The 17704-nt window shown below is 37.2% G+C and carries 13 protein-coding genes; 4 read left to right on the top strand and 9 right to left on the bottom strand.

All coding sequences use genetic code 11. The features are described from left to right. Positions 1-331: 331 nt before the first annotated feature. The 4 genes from prfA to dnaK all read right to left on the bottom strand — a co-directional run bounded on the left by prfA (position 332) and on the right by dnaK (position 6468). Positions 332-1420, bottom strand: a complete 1089-nt coding sequence (gene prfA, locus ACN0U3_RS13210) for a peptide chain release factor 1 (RefSeq protein WP_299203448.1) — start codon at positions 1418-1420, stop codon at positions 332-334. An 8-nt stretch (positions 1421-1428) separates the two neighbouring features. Then, on the bottom strand, positions 1429-2595 hold the full coding sequence (locus ACN0U3_RS13205; RefSeq protein ID WP_299203445.1) for an AIR synthase related protein: 1167 nt from the start codon (positions 2593-2595) through the stop codon (positions 1429-1431). A gap of 147 nt (positions 2596-2742) precedes the next feature. Then, positions 2743-4302 (bottom strand): T9SS type A sorting domain-containing protein, encoded by a 1560-nt coding sequence (locus tag ACN0U3_RS13200; protein ID WP_417266587.1) that lies wholly within the window; start codon positions 4300-4302, stop codon positions 2743-2745. 261 nt (positions 4303-4563) lie between these two features. Further along, positions 4564-6468, bottom strand: a complete 1905-nt coding sequence (gene dnaK, locus ACN0U3_RS13195) for a molecular chaperone DnaK (protein WP_417266586.1) — start codon at positions 6466-6468, stop codon at positions 4564-4566. Between the two features lie 215 nt (positions 6469-6683). On the opposite strand from dnaK, the gene ACN0U3_RS13190 reads away from it, so the two are divergent. The 3 genes from ACN0U3_RS13190 to ACN0U3_RS13180 are packed head-to-tail and all read left to right on the top strand — an operon-like array spanning position 6684 to position 13486. Then, a complete protein-coding gene (locus tag ACN0U3_RS13190) occupies positions 6684-10256 on the top strand; it encodes a gliding motility-associated C-terminal domain-containing protein (protein ID WP_417266585.1) in 3573 nt (1190 codons plus the stop codon). Continuing rightward, a complete protein-coding gene (locus ACN0U3_RS13185) occupies positions 10257-11255 on the top strand; it encodes a PorP/SprF family type IX secretion system membrane protein (protein WP_417266584.1) in 999 nt (332 codons plus the stop codon). Next, the gene (locus ACN0U3_RS13180; RefSeq protein ID WP_417266583.1) at positions 11237-13486 is read left to right on the top strand and encodes a DUF1573 domain-containing protein; all 2250 of its coding nucleotides are present in this window, start codon (positions 11237-11239) and stop codon (positions 13484-13486) included. Before ACN0U3_RS13185 ends, ACN0U3_RS13180 begins: the two co-directional genes overlap by 19 nt. A 32-nt stretch (positions 13487-13518) precedes the next feature. On the opposite strand, the gene ACN0U3_RS13175 is transcribed toward ACN0U3_RS13180, so the two are convergent. The 5 genes from ACN0U3_RS13175 to paaA all read right to left on the bottom strand — a co-directional run bounded on the left by ACN0U3_RS13175 (position 13519) and on the right by paaA (position 16425). Then, the gene (locus ACN0U3_RS13175; RefSeq protein ID WP_299203428.1) at positions 13519-13737 is read right to left on the bottom strand and encodes a heavy metal-binding domain-containing protein; all 219 of its coding nucleotides are present in this window, start codon (positions 13735-13737) and stop codon (positions 13519-13521) included. 21 nt (positions 13738-13758) lie between these two features. Further along, positions 13759-14241 carry a 1,2-phenylacetyl-CoA epoxidase subunit PaaD gene (gene paaD / locus ACN0U3_RS13170; RefSeq protein WP_417266582.1) on the bottom strand — a complete coding sequence of 161 codons (483 nt, stop codon included), beginning with the start codon at positions 14239-14241 and terminating at the stop codon, positions 13759-13761. Between the two features lie 150 nt (positions 14242-14391). Further along, a complete protein-coding gene (paaC, locus tag ACN0U3_RS13165) occupies positions 14392-15150 on the bottom strand; it encodes a 1,2-phenylacetyl-CoA epoxidase subunit PaaC (protein ID WP_417266581.1) in 759 nt (252 codons plus the stop codon). Between the two features lie 9 nt (positions 15151-15159). Continuing rightward, complete coding sequence (gene paaB, locus ACN0U3_RS13160) at positions 15160-15447, bottom strand: 1,2-phenylacetyl-CoA epoxidase subunit PaaB (protein WP_299203421.1); 288 nt, start codon at positions 15445-15447, stop codon at positions 15160-15162. Positions 15448-15471: 24 nt separating this feature from the next. After that, complete coding sequence (paaA, locus tag ACN0U3_RS13155; RefSeq protein ID WP_299203418.1) at positions 15472-16425, bottom strand: 1,2-phenylacetyl-CoA epoxidase subunit PaaA; 954 nt, start codon at positions 16423-16425, stop codon at positions 15472-15474. Between the two features lie 204 nt (positions 16426-16629). Here paaA and paaE point away from each other — a divergent pair, with 204 nt between their 5' ends. Further along, positions 16630-17703 (top strand): 1,2-phenylacetyl-CoA epoxidase subunit PaaE, encoded by a 1074-nt coding sequence (gene paaE, locus ACN0U3_RS13150; RefSeq protein WP_417266580.1) that lies wholly within the window; start codon positions 16630-16632, stop codon positions 17701-17703. Position 17704 lies beyond the last annotated feature (1 nt).

Below are 17704 nucleotides of genomic sequence, written 5' to 3'. Positions count from 1 at the left end.
CCATCTAATTGCATTTGTCAGAACAGTATTGTTTTCTGCGGGCTGAAAGCCCAGCTTAATTCAGCAGGATGCAACGCGTCCTGCTGAATTGAGGTAATCGTATGCGCCCTGAAGGGGCAGCTCAACAAAAAACAAGCAATGTATCCCAATAATCATTAATTGAGTTTTACGAAAAAATGCGCCACACAATCCGCGCAACGCATTTTTAATATATTTTTCCTTGAATTCTTGAATTTTCAAATCCGATACCTATCGGATATCAATTATCAATCAACCCCGAGTCAATCTCGAGTCAACCAAAAATTCAACACTCATAATTCATCCTTCATAATTAAACCAACCCTTCTTCTCCTTTTAACTTCTCAGCATTCTCAGCCATCTTCAATGCGTCAATCATTTCTTGAATATCACCATTCATAAATGACGAAAGATTATACATCGTTTTGTTAATTCTATGATCTGTAATTCTTCCTTGTGGATAGTTATAGGTTCTAATTTTCGCGGATCTATCTCCAGAAGAAACCAAAGATTTACGTTTTTCAGCTCTTTCGTCTTGAATTTTTTCTAATTCAATTTGGTATAACCTCGAACGCAAAACAGAAAGTGCCTTGTCGTAGTTTTTGTGTTGTGAACGACCATCTTGACATTCAACCACAATTCCTGTTGGAGCATGCGTTAAACGAATGGCAGAATCCGTTTTGTTTACGTGCTGACCACCTGCACCTGAGGCGCGGAAAGTATCACGACGTACATCTCCCATGTTCAATTGAACATCGACTTCTTCAGCTTCTGGTAAAACTGCTACGGTAATCGCTGAAGTGTGTACACGTCCTTGAGATTCTGTTTCAGGAACACGCTGAACACGATGGACTCCTGACTCAAATTTCATTGTTCCATAAACTCCATCTCCTTCAATATTCATAGAAACTTCTTTATAACCTGAAGTTCCTCCTTCTTGAGAATTGATGATTTCTACTTTCCACCCTTTTTCTTTGAAGTACATTGTGTACATTCTGTAGATGTCTTCAACAAAAATACAGGCTTCATCACCACCAGTTCCTGCACGCAATTCAATAATTACGTTTTTGTCATCTTCAGGGTCTTTAGGAATCAGTAAAAACTTTATTTCTTCTTCCATTTGTGGACGTTTATTTTCCAGTTCGTCCAGTTCCATTTTTGCCATTTCTCGCATTTCAGGATCCTTTTCCTCTGCAAGTAATTCGCGTGAAGATGCAATGTTTTCCAGTACGTTTTTATACTCTTGGTAAACTTTATCTAATTCTTCTAGGTCTTTGTATTCTTTGTTTAACTTAACATAGCGATTCATGTCCGAAATGATGTCTGGATCAACGATCAATTGACCGACTTCTTTAAAACGGTAATGAATTGCTTCTAATTTGCTTAATAATGTATTATCCATAAATGTGATTAATATTCAAAAGTACCGAATTCTGATGTAATCGTAAGTTTTTTTGTATTACTTTCTTCTACGCGCCCTACAATTTGTGCATCCACATTAAATGATTCTGAAATTTCTATAATGTCTTGTGCAATTTCTTCTGGTACGTATAATTCCATTCGGTGTCCCATATTGAAAACTTTGTACATCTCTTTCCAATCCGTCCCAGATTCTTCGTGAATTGCCTTAAATAAAGGCGGAATAGGGAAGAGGTTATCCTTAACAATATGTAAATTATCTATAAAGTGCAATACTTTAGTTTGTGCACCACCACTGCAATGAACCATTCCATGAATGTTTGCACGGTGACTGTCTAAAATTTTCTTAATAATTGGAGCGTAAGTTCGTGTTGGAGAAAGCACTAGCTTTCCAGCATCAAGCGGACTACCTTCAACTTTGTCAGTCAATTTGTAATTTCCACTATAAACTAAATCATCTGGAACACTTGGGTCAAAACTCTCTGGGAATTTCTCTGCCAAATATTTATGAAAAACATCATGACGAGCAGAAGTTAATCCGTTCGATCCCATTCCTCCGTTATATTCTTTTTCGTAAGTCGCTTGTCCTGACGATGAAAGTCCAACAATAACATCACCAGGTCGAATGTTATGATTAGAAATTACGTCTTCACGTTTCATTCTACAAACTACAGTTGAATCAACAATAATGGTACGCACCAAATCTCCAACATCAGCAGTTTCACCTCCTGTTGAGTCAATTCCGATTCCCATTTCGCGTAAATCAGCCAATAATTCTTCAGAACCGTTAATTAAAGCAGAAAGAACTTCTCCAGTAATCAAGTTTTTGTTACGACCAATTGTAGAGGAAACAAGGATGTTGTCTGTTGCTCCAACGCATAATAAATCGTCAACATTCATAATCAAAGCATCTTGAGCAATACCTTTCCAAACAGATAAATCACCCGTTTCTTTCCAGTACATATATGCCAAAGCAGACTTAGTTCCTGCACCATCAGCATGCATTACTACACAGTGGTCCTTACTTCCAGTTAATAAATCTGGAACAATTTTACAAAATGCTTGAGGGAATAGTCCTTTGTCAATATTTGCAATTGCATTATGAACATCTTCTTTTCCAGCGGAAACACCTCTTTGGTTATAACGATTATCAGCCATGATTTCTAAACGATTATGAAAACCGCAAAGATAAAGAAAATTTTAGCGCTAACGCTTCGATTTGTAGCAGTATTTGAATTAGGCAAATTGGATAAATTGCTCAGTAAAACGAACTGTTGTAGTTTTACTGAGCAATTGGCCATGTTTTTATTCTTTAATGAACTTGAGTGTTGAGGATTTTCCATCTTCACCTTTTATTCTTAAGAGGTAAATTCCCTTTGGTAAATGTTGCACATCTATTGAATCACTTGTGCTGTTTAAGATTGTTTTTATATGAACCTGTCCTAAAACATCGACTATTTGAACCTCATTTTTACCATTACCTAGTCCTTTTACGTTGATTATAGACCTGCTAGGATTAGGGTAGAGTAATAAAGAAGGAGAAATCTCTTGGTCAGTAACGTTTAAAGTGACATCACAATCGTTCAGCATAAAGCTGTCGTAATCATCTTGAATCTTGTCTACCCTTGTGAATAATTTGCTGACTTGGTCCAGATGGTCATTTCCTGATGTTGAAGGAACAATTGCAAAAGTTCTTTTGAAAACATCACCAGGAGCAACAGTACCTGTTTTTATGGACATGATCCCTCTGTAATCATCTGGGGCTACCGTTGTGTTGTATGCAGAATATTCGTTTGGATCATTTGGATCACCAGGTAAAGGGTATGGTGTTGGGTTTCCATCTTGATCTGTCCATGGTGAACCAAATTTATCTCGGCCATTCATGTATTGCCAAAAGTCGGATGGATGCTGAGGGTCTTGGAATCCTATAGTATAATGACCAGAACTATTCATTGTATCATTTAAACAAACCACTCCAAAAGCAGGAGGATTTGTGCCATAATTTGGTTTGTTACTTACAGGATCGTCGTTTGTGGAATTATAAAAGAACATCATATTTCTTTCAGGGTTGCTCCCTGTATAGTCATCGAAAGGAGTACCGATATCTCCATCAACAAAGTATGTTACCGTAAAGTCTTTTAGGAGTTCATTGGATCTTTTGTATACTGTAAGGTCTATAAATGTAACATCATCGTATAGTGAATTTTCAGACATTTGATAAATCATATAATGGATTTCGATTCCAAGTTTACCACCTCCAGAAGCTGTGTGTGGTTCTGCATCGTCATTAGTGATAATGTAAGTAGCCATACATCCTTTGATTTTTGGATAATCACCATTGAGTGGATCGTAAACGCCATTATTGTTGACATCAACATAAGGAGCGAGGTTATAACTCACACCAATTGTTGTGTCTCCATGTGCGGGCCAATATTCAAGACTCGGATTAATTGTGTAGCCAGGAGTATTGTAATTTGCTATATGATCGTCGATTATTGCCTGACTCATTACCCAATAAGAAAAGCCATAACTGCTTGTGTATTCTGGAGCATTATAATCACCTGTGCTAGAATAAGGTCCAGGACTTTGGTCTTTTTCGTTATGATAAGTTTGAGCACACATTCTAATTTTGGCACTATCACCAATTCCTGCAAACCAAAAAGCTGAACTAGAGATTATTCCTTGTGGGGCATTTTTATCTATTTTATATCCAGCTCCACCAAATATATCATCAAAGGCAAGAAATCCATCGTCACTATTTCGCATGAATGCATTGTTGTGATCAATAATGGTGTAATTTGATGTTGTTTGTGCCTGACTAAAAATAGACATCAATAATAACGGAATAAGTATTAATTTTTTCATAGTAATTAGTTTTTAAATTCACTATAAAACTATGATGCTCTAATGTTTATGTAAAGCGCTTTAAGTTGATAAAATTGGTGAAATTAACTTGTTTGATGTTGTTCTTGGAAGGGTGGGGAAAACAGTTTAAGTCATTTAAATGACATTTAACTCAGTCAAAAGAGGCGTTGATTCGTTTTTAAACAGAAGTTAATTAACAAGTCAAAAAAAAACTGTTCCCGATTTCTCGAGAACAGTTTTTACTATTATGAAAACTTAAACTTATTTCTTTTCGTCTTCAACTTCTTCGAAGTCAACATCAGTTACCTCGTCGTCAGCTGTGTTTTGTTCACCTGCTGCTCCTTGGTCTGCTGCTCCTTGAGCTCCTTCTTGAGAGTACATCTCTTGAGACGCTGCTTGGAATACAGTGTTTAACTTTTCAGAAGCGGTATTGATTTTCTCAATATCTTTTGCTTCGAAAGCAGTTTTCAATTCAGCTAAAGCTTCTTCGATCGGCGCTTTCTTGTCTGCTGGAATTTTATCTCCGTATTCAGACAGTTGACGTTCTGTTTGGAAGATTTGAGAATCTGCTTTGTTGATCGTCTCTACTTCTTCTAATCTCTTCTTGTCAGCCGCTTCGTTTGCTTGAGCTTCATTTTTCATTCTTTCGATTTCCTCATCACTTAATCCAGAAGAAGCTTCGATTTTGATTGATTGCTCTTTTCCTGTTCCTTTATCTTTTGCAGAAATATTCATAATTCCGTTTGCATCGATATCGAAAATCACTTCAATTTGTGGCTCACCTCTACGTGCTGGTGGAATATCCGTTAATTGGAATCTTCCTAAGGTTTTGTTGTCGTTGGCCATTGAGCGCTCTCCTTGAAGAACGTGGATGTCTACTGAAGGCTGATTGTCAGCTGCTGTAGAGAATACCTGTGATTTCTTTGTTGGAATAGTTGTATTGGCATCAATTAATTTAGTCATTACACCTCCCATAGTTTCGATTCCTAATGAAAGTGGAATAACGTCTAGTAACAATACGTCTTTCACCTCTCCTGTAAGAACACCACCTTGAATGGCTGCTCCAATTGCAACTACTTCGTCAGGGTTAACTCCTTTTGAAGGATCTTTTCCGAAGAAGTTTTTCACAGCATCCTGAATGATTGGAATACGTGTTGAACCTCCTACTAAGATAACTTCGTCTATATCGCTTATAGATAGTCCAGCGTTTTTCAATGCTTTACGACAAGGTTCAATAGTTCTTTCAACGATGTCAGAAATTAATTGCTCGAATTTAGCTCTTGGTAAAGTTCTTACTAAGTGTTTAGGAATTCCATCAACAGGCATGATGTATGGCAAGTTGATTTCTGTAGATGTAGAAGATGAAAGCTCGATTTTTGCTTTTTCTGCAGCTTCTTTCAGACGTTGAAGTGCCATCGGGTCTTTTCTTAAGTCAATTCCTTCATCTTTCTGGAATTCTTCAGCTAACCATTTGATGATTCTTTCATCAACGTCATCACCACCTAATTGAGTATCTCCATCTGTCGCCAATACTTCGAATACACCGTCTCCTAATTCTAGGATAGACATATCAAAAGTACCTCCACCAAAGTCAAATACTGCAACTTTTTGATCTACATTCTTTTTATCTAATCCGTATGCCAATGCCGCTGCTGTAGGCTCGTTGATGATTCTTTTAATCGTTAAACCTGCAATCTCACCAGCTTCTTTTGTTGCTTGACGCTGAGAGTCATTAAAGTATGCAGGAACAGTAACTACTGCTTCTGTAACTTCTTGACCTAAGTAATCTTCAGCTGTTTTCTTCATTTTTTGAAGAATCATTGCAGAGATTTCTTGTGGTGTATATGTACGGTCATCTATTTTAACACGAGGTGTGTTGTTGTCTCCTTTTACTACTTCATAAGACATACGACCATCTTCATTGTTCACTTCATCAAAAGTTACCCCCATGAATCGTTTAATAGAAGAAATAGTCTTTTGTGGATTTGTAATGGCTTGACGTTTTGCTGGATCACCAACTTTACGTTCTCCTCCTTCTACAAATGCCACGATTGAAGGTGTTGTACGCTTTCCTTCTGCGTTTGTAATTACTACTGGCTCATTACCTTCCATCACTGAAACACAAGAGTTGGTAGTACCTAAGTCAATTCCAATTATTTTTCCCATATCAATTTTTGTTTTTTCAATTTTAATATTCAAACTCAATCCCCTTTAGTCAATCTTTGTGCCATCTGGAAAATCGTGTTTTTCTATTCCTTTTTGGCATATTTTTATTAAAAAATGAAGTAAATAACTGACATCTTGTCTTAAACTGTCATTGTAAACCTAAAATTCAGTCAGATATACGTTTTTGTTGGATACTTTTGTATATCTTTAGGACTATGTATCGCTATTTACTTTTACTATTCATTACACTACTATTCAATCCTGTCAAAGGTCAAGAAGTGAGCCATGTGCATTCCGTTCACCATACCTTTATTGAAAACAAAGGGCAGTGGGAGGACCATGTTTTTTTTAAAAATAAATTTGATGGCGGAAATATGTGGGTGGAACAAGGACGGGTTTTGTTTCAAATGCAAGATTATTCTATGTTGCACGAAACCCATTTCTCAGATTTTAAATCAGATAAAGAGTTGACCTATAGTGAGAAGTTAATCGAGCTAAAGTTTTTAAACGCACTGGAAGTTACAGAAGTTGAAAAGCTAGGAGCAACTGAACACCATTATAACTACTTTATTGGAAATGATAAAACAAAATGGGCTTCAGGCGTAAAAGGTTATGAGGAGTTTACTTTGAAGGAGATTTATGAAGGAGTAGACCTTCGATTTATAGAACAAGAAAAAGAAATTAAATATGAATTTATTGTTGCTCCAAATATAGAAACCAATAAAATTCAGTTGCAATACTCCTATCAAAAAGATTTAAGGATTGATAAAAAAGGAAACTTGATTATTCATACTGAATTAGGGGATATTATAGAAGAAAAACCTTACGCTTATCAGATTGTTAATGGGAAAATTGTGGAAATCCCTTGTCGTTATGTCTTGAAGGAAAATATCGTGACATTCGAACTGGGAGAATATAATAAACGTGTTGATTTAGTCATTGATCCAACATTAGTATTTGCTACTTATAACGGAGCGGTATCAGATAATTTTGGAATGACGGCAACTTATGGAAGTGATGGAGCTGCTTTTACAGGAGGGACAGTTTATGGAAATGCCCATCCTATGCCTGACCCCAATGCTTTTGATGTAAACTCAAACTTGACTGTAGTAAATGTTGGGAACTCGATTACTACGGATGCTTTTATATTAAAATATTCTCCTGATGGTACAACCATGTTGTGGGCTACTTTTTATGGTGGTGGAGATAATACTCAAGGAACTGACGTGCCTCATTCTTTAATTTGTGATAAAGATGATAATGTATACGTGTTTGGTTCTACTTCTTCAACAGATTTCCCTATAGTTAATGGGTTTCAGTCAACTCATGCCGGTGGTGTACCTTTTTCTGTTAACTATAACGGGGTGAATTACGGAATCCAAGGAACGGATATTTATGTTGCAAAGTTCAGTGCGAATGGACATAATTTGCTGGGCTCAACTTATGTTGGTGGTGATAAGAATGATGGAATCAATTACATCGTTAGTGCGGGGAATTATAATTCGGCTAGTGCGTATGACAGTTTGACGATGAATTACGGAGATCAATTTAGAGGGGAAATCATGTTGGATTCTGTCAATAATATCATTGTTGGTTCCTCAACGCGCTCTGCTAACTTTCCAACACAAAATGCATTTCAACCGACTTTATCTGGTCAACAGGATGGCGTAGTGTTTAAAGTGAAAAATGATTTTTCAAGTTTGCTTTTCTCAAGTTTCTATGGAGGAACAAAAACAGATGCTATTTATTCTGTGAAAATTGACTCTAGTTACAATATGGTATTCGCAGGGGGAACTACTTCTACCGATTTAATTACCACGGCTGGGGTATATCAAGGAACTTATTCAGGTGGAAAAGCCGATGGGTTTATCGGTAAACTTTCACCCGATGGATTTACTTTGTTGAATGCAACCTATATTGGAACACCCGATTATGATCAAGTGTTTTTTGTTGAAATAGATCGATTGGATAATATTTTTGTTTTAGGACAAAGTAATGGTGGAACTTTCCCCGTAATCAATGCTGCTTATTCCAACCCTAATTCTGGTCAGTTTATTGCCAAGTTAGATCCAGATCTACTAGGTATAGAAGCTTCTACAGTTTTCGGAAGTGGAGGCAGTACCTTTGATATTTCACCTTCTGCTTTCCTTGTTGATATATGTGGAAATATGTATGTTTCTGGCTGGGGAGGGAGCGTGCTACAAGGTTCTCCAGCTATGAGTGGTATGCCAGTAACATCTGACGCTTATCAAGCAACATCACCGAATGGGTTTGATTTTTACTTGGTGGTGTTTGAACGGGAATTCAATAGTTTGCTTTATGCCACCTATTTAGGAGGAAACGCTTCTAAGGAACATGTTGATGGTGGTACGAGTCGATTCGATAAGAATGGTGTGGTGTATCAAGCAGTTTGTGGTGGGTGTTGGGCCAATAGCGACTTCCCGACTTCTCCAGATGCATGGTCAAACAATAACCTTTCAACAGGGTGTAATGCATTGACTTTTAAATTTGATTTTGGATTAATTCCAAATGCAGAGTTTACTACTGATAATTCTATAGGTTGTTCCCCGTTTGTGGTAAGTTTTGAAAATTTCTCCTCTGATTCTGACAGTTATATGTGGGATTTTGGAAATGGAGATGTGGATTCAACAACTTTTGAACCTGTTATTACGTATACAACGCCTGGTGTGTATAATGTTATGTTAACAGTAACAGATTCAATTTGTCTAATTACAGATTCTGCTTTTATCACCATTGAAGTTTATCCAGAACTTGATTTAGAAAGCATTCCAGATATTAATCTGTGCGACCCTGCGCCAATAACATTAACTGCAGATGCAAACGGAACAGCAACTTCTTTTGTGTGGTCAACAAACAATAATTTTACAGATACTTTAAATGCAACAACAGCAGATTCGATTGCGGTAATTAATGATCCTGTGGCGGGATACTATTATATAATGGCATCAAATAATGGATGTAAAGTGGTGGATAGTGTCTTGGTTAATTTCACGAGCGCTAGTATGGTTCTCACAGGAGCTATTAACTTGTGCTTGGGTGATGAGACTGTCATAACAGCTTCTAGTAGTGATCCAGGAGTTACTTTTAGTAATTTTGATTGGTCTCAAGACTCCATCATAGTCTCAGGAGATGGAACAGCTGTGGTGATCGTACAACCGAATGGAACACAATATTTGGTTTTAACAGCACAAGCAAGTAATGGTTGTTGGGTAACAGATTCAATTTTGATTTCAGTAAGTAATATCGATGCTTCAAGTGTTATTGCAACGGCTTCAGAAACCAATGTTCCAGTTGGAGGAGAGGTAACTCTAAATGCAGAGCCGAGTGGTTATACGTATACATGGACTCCTTCCGATGATATCAACAATCCGAATGCTCAAGAAACAGATGCTACTGTTTGGGAGACGACCAACTTTACGGTATCTGTTTCGGATGGGATTTGTACGAAAACCTCTTCCGTTTTGGTCAATGCTTTCCCGTATACTTGTGAAGAACCATTTATTTTTGTACCCAATGCATTTACACCAAATGGAGATGGTGAGAATGATGTGCTTTATCTCAGAAGTTTGATTGTGGAGGATGTCTTATTTAGGGTTTATAACCGTTGGGGAGAACTTGTTTATGAAACAAATACTATGCACAGTGGTTGGGATGGAACTTTTAGAGGTAAACTACTCGATCCTGATGTGTATGACTATTATTTAGAAGGTCATTGTATTGATGGACAGGAATTTTTAATCAAAGGAAACATTACACTTATTCGATAATTGAAAGCAATTAAATACATATTTGTTGTATTGCTGTGGGCTAATTATAGTTACTCGCAGGACATCCATTGGTCGCAGTTTGATCATAATCCTGTATTCCAAAACCCTGCGAATGTCGGGCGATTTCATGGTGATTATCGAATTCATGCAAATCTGAGGGACCAATGGAGGAATGTAACGGTGCCTTTTCAAACCTTCTCAATTTCGGGTGAAGCCAAACAGATTTATAAAGACTTTAACCTTGGCGCAATTCTTATGAATGATGTTGCTGGAGATGGTTCCTTTAGAACAATTGAGTTTATGCCTTCCATTTCATATACCTATAAACTTACCCCTGATTCTACACATTTGTTTAGACCGGGTGTTCAGTTTGGAATAAATTTTAGGTCGTTTGATGCTACAGCTTTTAGTTTTGACAATCAATGGAACGGACAACAATATGATCCGTCATTGTCTACAAATGAAGTGTTCCAATCTGAAAGGAAAACCAATTTTACTTGGGGGCTTGGTGCTGCTTATGAATTTCAAAAGGGAAAGCGTGAGCGGATAGTTACAGGAGTTGGATTATTTAATATCAACCGACCTAATCAAGGTTTCTTTGGCGATGAGGTAAAAAGAGATTTACGTTTTAATTTTTTCGCAAGAGCAGAGTATAAAATCGGAATTGATTGGGATATTTTGCCGAGTATTCAACTGAATCTTCAAGGGAAATACCGAGAGTTGATTCTAGGTTCTCAAGCCCGTTACATTTTAGTTGATCGACTAGGGGTTTATCGCGCTATTATGGGTGGAATCTATATGCGAAGTAGTGATGCTTTTTATCTTTCAGCAGGAATGGAATATCAAAATTGGTGGGCAGGAATTTCTTATGACATCAATACTTCAAGTTTAGTACCTGCAAGTAGAGCAAGAGGAGGAATTGAGTTCAGTTTACGATATATCATTCACAGATTTAACCCAAAGCATATAAAACATAGAGTATGTCCAGATTATATATAGTCATATTAATGGTTTTTTTCTCTACAGCTTTGTCAGCCCAACAAGAGCTAAAGAAATATCTTGAATTTGCCCAAGAGAAATATGCTTCTGGAGATTACATCTACGCCTTGGAATATTATGAAAAGGCAATGGCTATTGATTCCAATACCATAAATACACTTTGGGAGTACGCGGAGACTTTGAGGGCTTACAAAGATTATCGAAAAGCGGCTTTTTACTATGGGAAAGTTTATGATAGAGAAGGTACTCAGCTCTATCCTTCAAGTTTATTACAATATGGATTGATGCTCAAACAATCGGGAAGATATGACGAAGCATTGGAAGTTTTTAAAACCGCCAAAAAGAAATACCGAAAAGATCCAAGAGGATATTTATACCGCAAGAGTAGGGTGGAAATGCAGTCCTGCGTTTGGGCGAAATCAAATCAAGGGGATTCAACTCATCATGTGTTTGAAGCCCTTCCTGATCATATCAATACTGCCAATGCCGAGTTTGGACACCGAGTATTCAATAATCAGTTGATTTTTTCATCCTTGCGTGCAGATTCTGTTGGAACAGCTGAAGAAGTTTACGATCCATCTTATAGCACGCACCTTTACCGTTCAGCAATTAACGACAGTGCATTCGCCGAAGAGGAGTTAATCAGCGATCTACACTTGGAAGGTGTGCACACAGGAAATGGTACGTTTAGCTTAGATCATAAACGTTTTTACTTTAGTTACTGTGGAGATAACGGCTATAATTATAAATGTAAGATTTTAGTGGCTTACGTTGAAGGTAATCGCTTTGTCGATGTGGATACCTTAGGAAGCATCATTAACTATGAAGGTGCGAATACAACAATGCCATACATTGGAGAATGGGAGGGGAGCGAAGTCCTGTTTTATGCATCAGACCGTGAAGGAGGAAGGGGAGGAATGGATATCTGGTATAGCTTTATTAAGAATGGAAATCAGTTTCAAAAACCAAGAAACATCAAAAGGATTAACACTGCAGATAATGAATTATCACCCTATTGGGACAGTGAAAACACAACGTTGTATTTCAGTAGTTCTTGGTATGATGGATTTGGTGGATATGATATTTTTAAGTCCTACTATAACACTTCTTTTGAAACGCCTGAAAACTTAATGGAACCAATCAATTCACCAGCCAATGATTTGTATTACTTTCAAACCGCAACTAAAGATACCGCTTTTTTTAGTTCGAATCGTTTGGGAAGTAACTACAGCAAAAACCCAACCTGTTGTAGTGATATCTTTATGGTTAGAGAAAAGTTAATCGATTTACCTCCTACAATTGAGGAATCTTTGGAGGATTTAAACCGTAGGTTACCTGTCACTTTGTATTTTCATAATGATGTACCTAATCCCCGTTCATGGGACACCACTTCTAATGTTAATTATATTGATAGCTATAATGAGTATACGGCGATGATAGACCAGTATAAAAAGGAATACTCTTCAGGATTACGAGGAGAGCGTTCCGATGATGCCAAAGACGATATTGAGGATTTCTTTACTGAATATGTGGATCAAGGAGTGCGTGACTTAATCCAGTTTAGAGATTTACTTTTGATAGAATTAGATAGAGGAAGAAAAATCGAGTTGACCGTTAAAGGATTTGCAAGTCCATTAGCGAAAACAGATTATAATGTCAACTTGACCAAACGTAGAATTGCCTCCATGGTCAATTATTTGAGGGCTTATGATAATGGCGTTTTCCGAAAATACTTGGATGAAACTGCGGAGAATGGTGGGGCGCTAAGAATTACCCAAGTGCCTTTTGGAGAGTATGAAGCAGACCAAATAGTCAGTGATAATCCAAACGACCAAAAGAACTCAGTGTATTCTCGTGCTGCTGCGATAGAACGAAAAATTGAAATTCAAAGTGTTGATGTGATTCGACAAGATGATGTCTTAACTACGCTGTTAACAGCAAACACCCTTGTACATGATGCTGGTACTAAAAGCACAGGGGATAGAATAGAGAAACAATTCATCCTTAAGAATATTGGAGAGCAGAATATAAAGATTGATGAGGTGGTTGTTTCTGGAGAGGCGATAACTTTCGAATACAATGACAATGAATTAATTCCTGGCGAAACGACACCAATCAATGTGGTGTTTGATACAAAGGAATTGACAGGGCATCAGGTAGGATTCGTAGAAATCCGTTACAATGGATTGGAGAAAGGATTGAAATTGGCGATTACAACAGAATTGAAATAAAAAAGGGCGATTCGAAAATCGCCCTTTACATTTTAAGATTTTACTTCTTTGATATCCATTTCGCAAACTGGACATTGTCCTGGTTCATCGTAAGTTTTTCCATCCTCACAATCCATTGGACATTGGTAAACTGTTTTTTCAGCTGTTTGCTCTTGAACTTCTGCTTCAGTGGTTTCAGCACCACAAGCTGTGAACATCATTCCTGCTAAGAAAAACATTCCTGTAGCCATTAAAATTTTAGTTTTTTTCATCATTTTGATTTTTTAGATTTTTTATTTTAAACATTTGAAATAATCAAAAGGCTCATGACAATCATTGCACTGATAATGTGCTTTACAGGCTGTCGAGCCAAATTGAGAAATCAATCTTGTGTTTCTTGACTTACATCTTGGGCAAGGAATAACAGGGCGTTCACCAAAAAGTACAGATTTATCTCCTTCATCTTGTGGAGGTGTAATTCCATATTCTTCTAACTTTCTACGTCCTTCTTGACTCAACCAGTCTGTTGTCCACGCTGGAGAAAGCACCAATTCTACTTCTGAAGTGATTTTCTCTTTACCTAAACGTTCCTTAATGTCTTCTTCAATGACTTGCATTGCAGGACATCCTGTATAAGTAGGTGTGATTACAATCTTCCAATGGTTTTTTTCTAATTGAATAACGTCACGTACAACCCCAAGGTCAACGACAGTCAATACAGGTACCTCTGGGTCTGTAACGTCCTCAAGCATTGCCCATATATCTTCTGCCTTCATAGTTAATTTTGAATTATTTAATTACAAATTACAAATTACAAATTACGAATTACGAATTACGAATTACGAATTACGAATTACGAATTGTTCAGTTATAAGTTCTGAATTAAAATATTTCGGAATTCAAACATTCGTAATTCGTAATTGATTTTACCATTCCATTCCTGGATATGTCCTTTGCATGTATTGCAATTCTGCTAATAGATAGCCTAAATGTTCTGTATGAACTCCTTTTCTACCGCCGCTCATTTGGTAGTTTTCTTCGGGAAGTTTAAGCGTTGCTTCCTCAAGAATGGCTTCAATATTCTTATAGAATTCATCTTTGAATAACTTTACATCTGGAATAACTCCTTCCTTAATTAAAATTTCATCCACTTCGTTTTGGTAAAACATTTCGTCGATAAAACGAGAGAGTGCAGTAACTGATTCTTGAACGCGTTCGTGCGATTCTTCAGTACCATCTCCCAAGCGGATCACCCATTCACTAGAGTGTCTTAAATGATATTTAATCTCTTTGATGGTCTTTGTTGCAATAGCCGCAATTCTTTCGTCTTTGCTGTTCATTAGTCCTTCGTAGAATAAATGTTCAAAGTGATCAAAGAAAAATTGACGAACTATTGTTTTACCAAAGTCTCCGTTCGGTTGCTCTACTAAAAGAACATTTTTATATTCTCTTTCAAGACGTAAAAAGGCCAAATCATCTTCAGTTCTCCCTTTGTCTTCTACCTTAGCTGCGTATTTATAGAGCTCTGTTGCCTGACCAATTAAGTCAAGTGCTATATTCGTCAAAGCGATGTCTTCTTCAAGGATAGGACCATGTCCACACCATTCCGATAAACGGTGCCCGATGATTAAGCTATCGTCTGCTTTGCGCAATAAAAATTCAAATAATGCTTCTTGTTTTGTCATTTCCGTGGCTTACATGTGTTTGATACCTTCAGGTACTTCATAAAATGTTGGGTGACGGTATGCTTTTGAATTAGCAGGTTCAAATAAAGGTCCTGCCTCAGAAGGATCAGAAGCAACAACATTTGCCGATTCAACTACCCAGATGCTTACTCCTTCGCTGCGACGTGTATAAACGTCACGTGCATTATTCACTGCCATTTCTGCATCAGCAGCGCGTAAACTACCAACATGTTTGTGACTTAACCCTTGTTTACTTCGGATAAAAACCTCCCAAAGTGGCCATTCTTTTTTACTCATAATTTCTTTACTTAAAATAATATTTTAGGAAGCTTTTTTATTGCGTTTAGCTCTCTTTTCAGCATAAGCGTTTGCAGCTTCTCTTACCCACATTCCGTCTTCTTTTGCTTTTCTACGTGCGGCAACACGTTCTGTGTTACATGGACCGTGACCTTTAACCACTTGCCAGAACTCATCCCAGTCGATTTCACCAAAGTCATAATGCCCTGTTTCTTCGTTAAATTTCAGGTCTTTGTCCGGAATTTTTAACCCAATTTGTTCTGCTTGTGGAACAGTAACATCAACAAACATTTGCCTTAGTTCGTCGTTGGTGTGACGTTTAATTTTCCACTTCATTGATTGAGCAGTATGTTTAGAATCTGCATCATTAGGACCAAACATCATTAAAGCAGGCCACCACCATCTATTTAAAGACTCTTGCGCCATTTCTTTTTGTTCTTTTGTTCCCTTCATCAGTTGAACAACGATTTCAAAACCTTGACGTTGGTGAAAAGATTCTTCCTTACATACACGTACCATTGCACGCGCATAAGGACCGTAAGAACAACGGCATAGTGGAACTTGGTTCATAATTGCTGCACCGTCCACTAACCATCCAATCATCCCCATGTCTGCCCAAGACAGCGTAGGGTAATTAAATATACTCGAATATTTAGCTTTTCCTGAATGTAAGTCATCAATTGTATCTTCTCTGTCAGCTCCTAGTGTTTCTACAGCACTATATAAATATAGTCCATGTCCAGCCTCATCTTGAATTTTAGCCAATAAAACGGCTTTTCTTCTTAAGTTTGGTGCACGTGTCACCCAGTTGGCCTCTGGTAATTGTCCAACAATTTCAGAATGGGCATGCTGAGATATTTGGCGAATCAAAGTTTTACGATAAGCATCTGGCATATAGTCTTTCGGTTCAATTTTAATCTCCCGATCAACTTTGTCCTGAAAATTCCTATCTAAAACCTCTAAATTATCTTTCTCCATTGTTTTTAGTTTTTTATGCAAGTCAGTTCTTGTGAAAAGAACTCCATCCCCACAAATTTATAAAATTATTTGCTATATCTGAAGCCATTCATCATTTGTCCACATAGTTTGTACAGTTTTTATAAGTAAGATATAAAATTATACCTCCTAAACCAAGAATTATGGCTTTAGTTGTTAAATTTGTAAGCATAGAAATAGAAAATTATGAATCCAAGATTTCACACTTTAAAAGTTAAAGATATTCGTCAAGAAACTCAAGATGCTGTATCTATAGCTTTAACAGTACCTAAAGAGTTGACAACTAGTTATAACTATAAACCTGGACAATATTTAACTTTTAGAACAACCCTAGAAGGAGAAGACATCAGAAGGTCTTATTCTGTATGTACAGGATTGCAAGAAAATGAATTGCGAGTTGCTGTAAAAAGAATGCAGCATGGTAAATTTTCAACTTTTGCGAATGAAGTATTGAAAGTAGGTGATGAAATTGAAGTAATGACTCCTATGGGGAACTTTACAACGGAAATTTCCGAAGATACCGAAAAATCATTCTTGTTTTTTGCTGGAGGTTCGGGAGTAACTCCGGTGATGTCTCTCATCAAAACAATTTTACATACAGCACCAAAAAGCAATGTTACTTTAATATATGGAAACCGCGGTTTTGACCACATCATTTTCCGTGATGAATTAGAGGATTTAAAAAATCAATACATGAACAAGTTTAGCTTGATGCATGTGTTTAGCGATGAAAAAATCGGAAATAATCTTCAAGAAGGATTGTTGGATAAAAATAAAATTGAACAGATTTATAAAGCGGTTCTTCAAGGACAAACCATAGACGAAGTTTTTGTTTGTGGACCAGAACCTACTATTCACGCAGTGAAAGACGTGTTTGCTGAAGCTGGATTCGACCCTAAAAAAGTGCACTTTGAATTGTTTACCTCTCCAACTCAAAGTAAACCAAGTCCGCTACCTAATGTACCTGCATCGCAAAAAGTTGATGCCAATGTTAAGGTAATACTGGATGGTGAAGAGGTGCTACTGAAATTGGAAAGTGATGGGATGAGCATTCTTGATGCCGCCTCAAAAGCGGGTGCAGATGTTCCTTTTTCTTGTAAAGGAGGTGTCTGCTGTACTTGTAAAGCAAAGGTTGTAGAAGGTGAAGCCAGAATGGATGTCAACTACGCTTTAGAAGAAGATGAAGTTGAAGCAGGATATATCTTGACCTGTCAAGCACACCCTGTAAGTGAAAAGTTAGTGGTTTCTTTTGATGATTAAT

This window comes from Brumimicrobium sp. (assembly GCF_048268645.1).
Taxonomy (GTDB): domain Bacteria; phylum Bacteroidota; class Bacteroidia; order Flavobacteriales_D; family Crocinitomicaceae; genus Brumimicrobium; species Brumimicrobium ulvae.
The sequence above is the reverse complement of the archived record's forward strand: the minus strand, read 5'-3'. Positions and strand labels throughout refer to the sequence as shown.

Excerpts from the sequence above, each read along its gene's own strand:
- prfA (WP_299203448.1), bottom strand. The coding sequence starts at position 1,420 with ATGGATAATACATTATTAAGCAAATTAGAAGCAATTCATTACCGTTTT.
- ACN0U3_RS13205 (WP_299203445.1), bottom strand. The coding sequence starts at position 2,595 with ATGGCTGATAATCGTTATAACCAAAGAGGTGTTTCCGCTGGAAAAGAA.
- ACN0U3_RS13200 (WP_417266587.1), bottom strand. The coding sequence starts at position 4,302 with ATGAAAAAATTAATACTTATTCCGTTATTATTGATGTCTATTTTTAGT.
- dnaK (WP_417266586.1), bottom strand. The coding sequence starts at position 6,468 with ATGGGAAAAATAATTGGAATTGACTTAGGTACTACCAACTCTTGTGTT.
- ACN0U3_RS13190 (WP_417266585.1), top strand. The coding sequence starts at position 6,684 with ATGTATCGCTATTTACTTTTACTATTCATTACACTACTATTCAATCCT.
- ACN0U3_RS13180 (WP_417266583.1), top strand. The coding sequence starts at position 11,237 with ATGTCCAGATTATATATAGTCATATTAATGGTTTTTTTCTCTACAGCT.
- ACN0U3_RS13175 (WP_299203428.1), bottom strand. The coding sequence starts at position 13,737 with ATGAAAAAAACTAAAATTTTAATGGCTACAGGAATGTTTTTCTTAGCA.
- paaD (WP_417266582.1), bottom strand. The coding sequence starts at position 14,241 with ATGAAGGCAGAAGATATATGGGCAATGCTTGAGGACGTTACAGACCCA.
- paaC (WP_417266581.1), bottom strand. The coding sequence starts at position 15,150 with ATGACAAAACAAGAAGCATTATTTGAATTTTTATTGCGCAAAGCAGAC.
- paaB (WP_299203421.1), bottom strand. The coding sequence starts at position 15,447 with ATGAGTAAAAAAGAATGGCCACTTTGGGAGGTTTTTATCCGAAGTAAA.
- paaA (WP_299203418.1), bottom strand. The coding sequence starts at position 16,425 with ATGGAGAAAGATAATTTAGAGGTTTTAGATAGGAATTTTCAGGACAAA.
- paaE (WP_417266580.1), top strand. The coding sequence starts at position 16,630 with ATGAATCCAAGATTTCACACTTTAAAAGTTAAAGATATTCGTCAAGAA.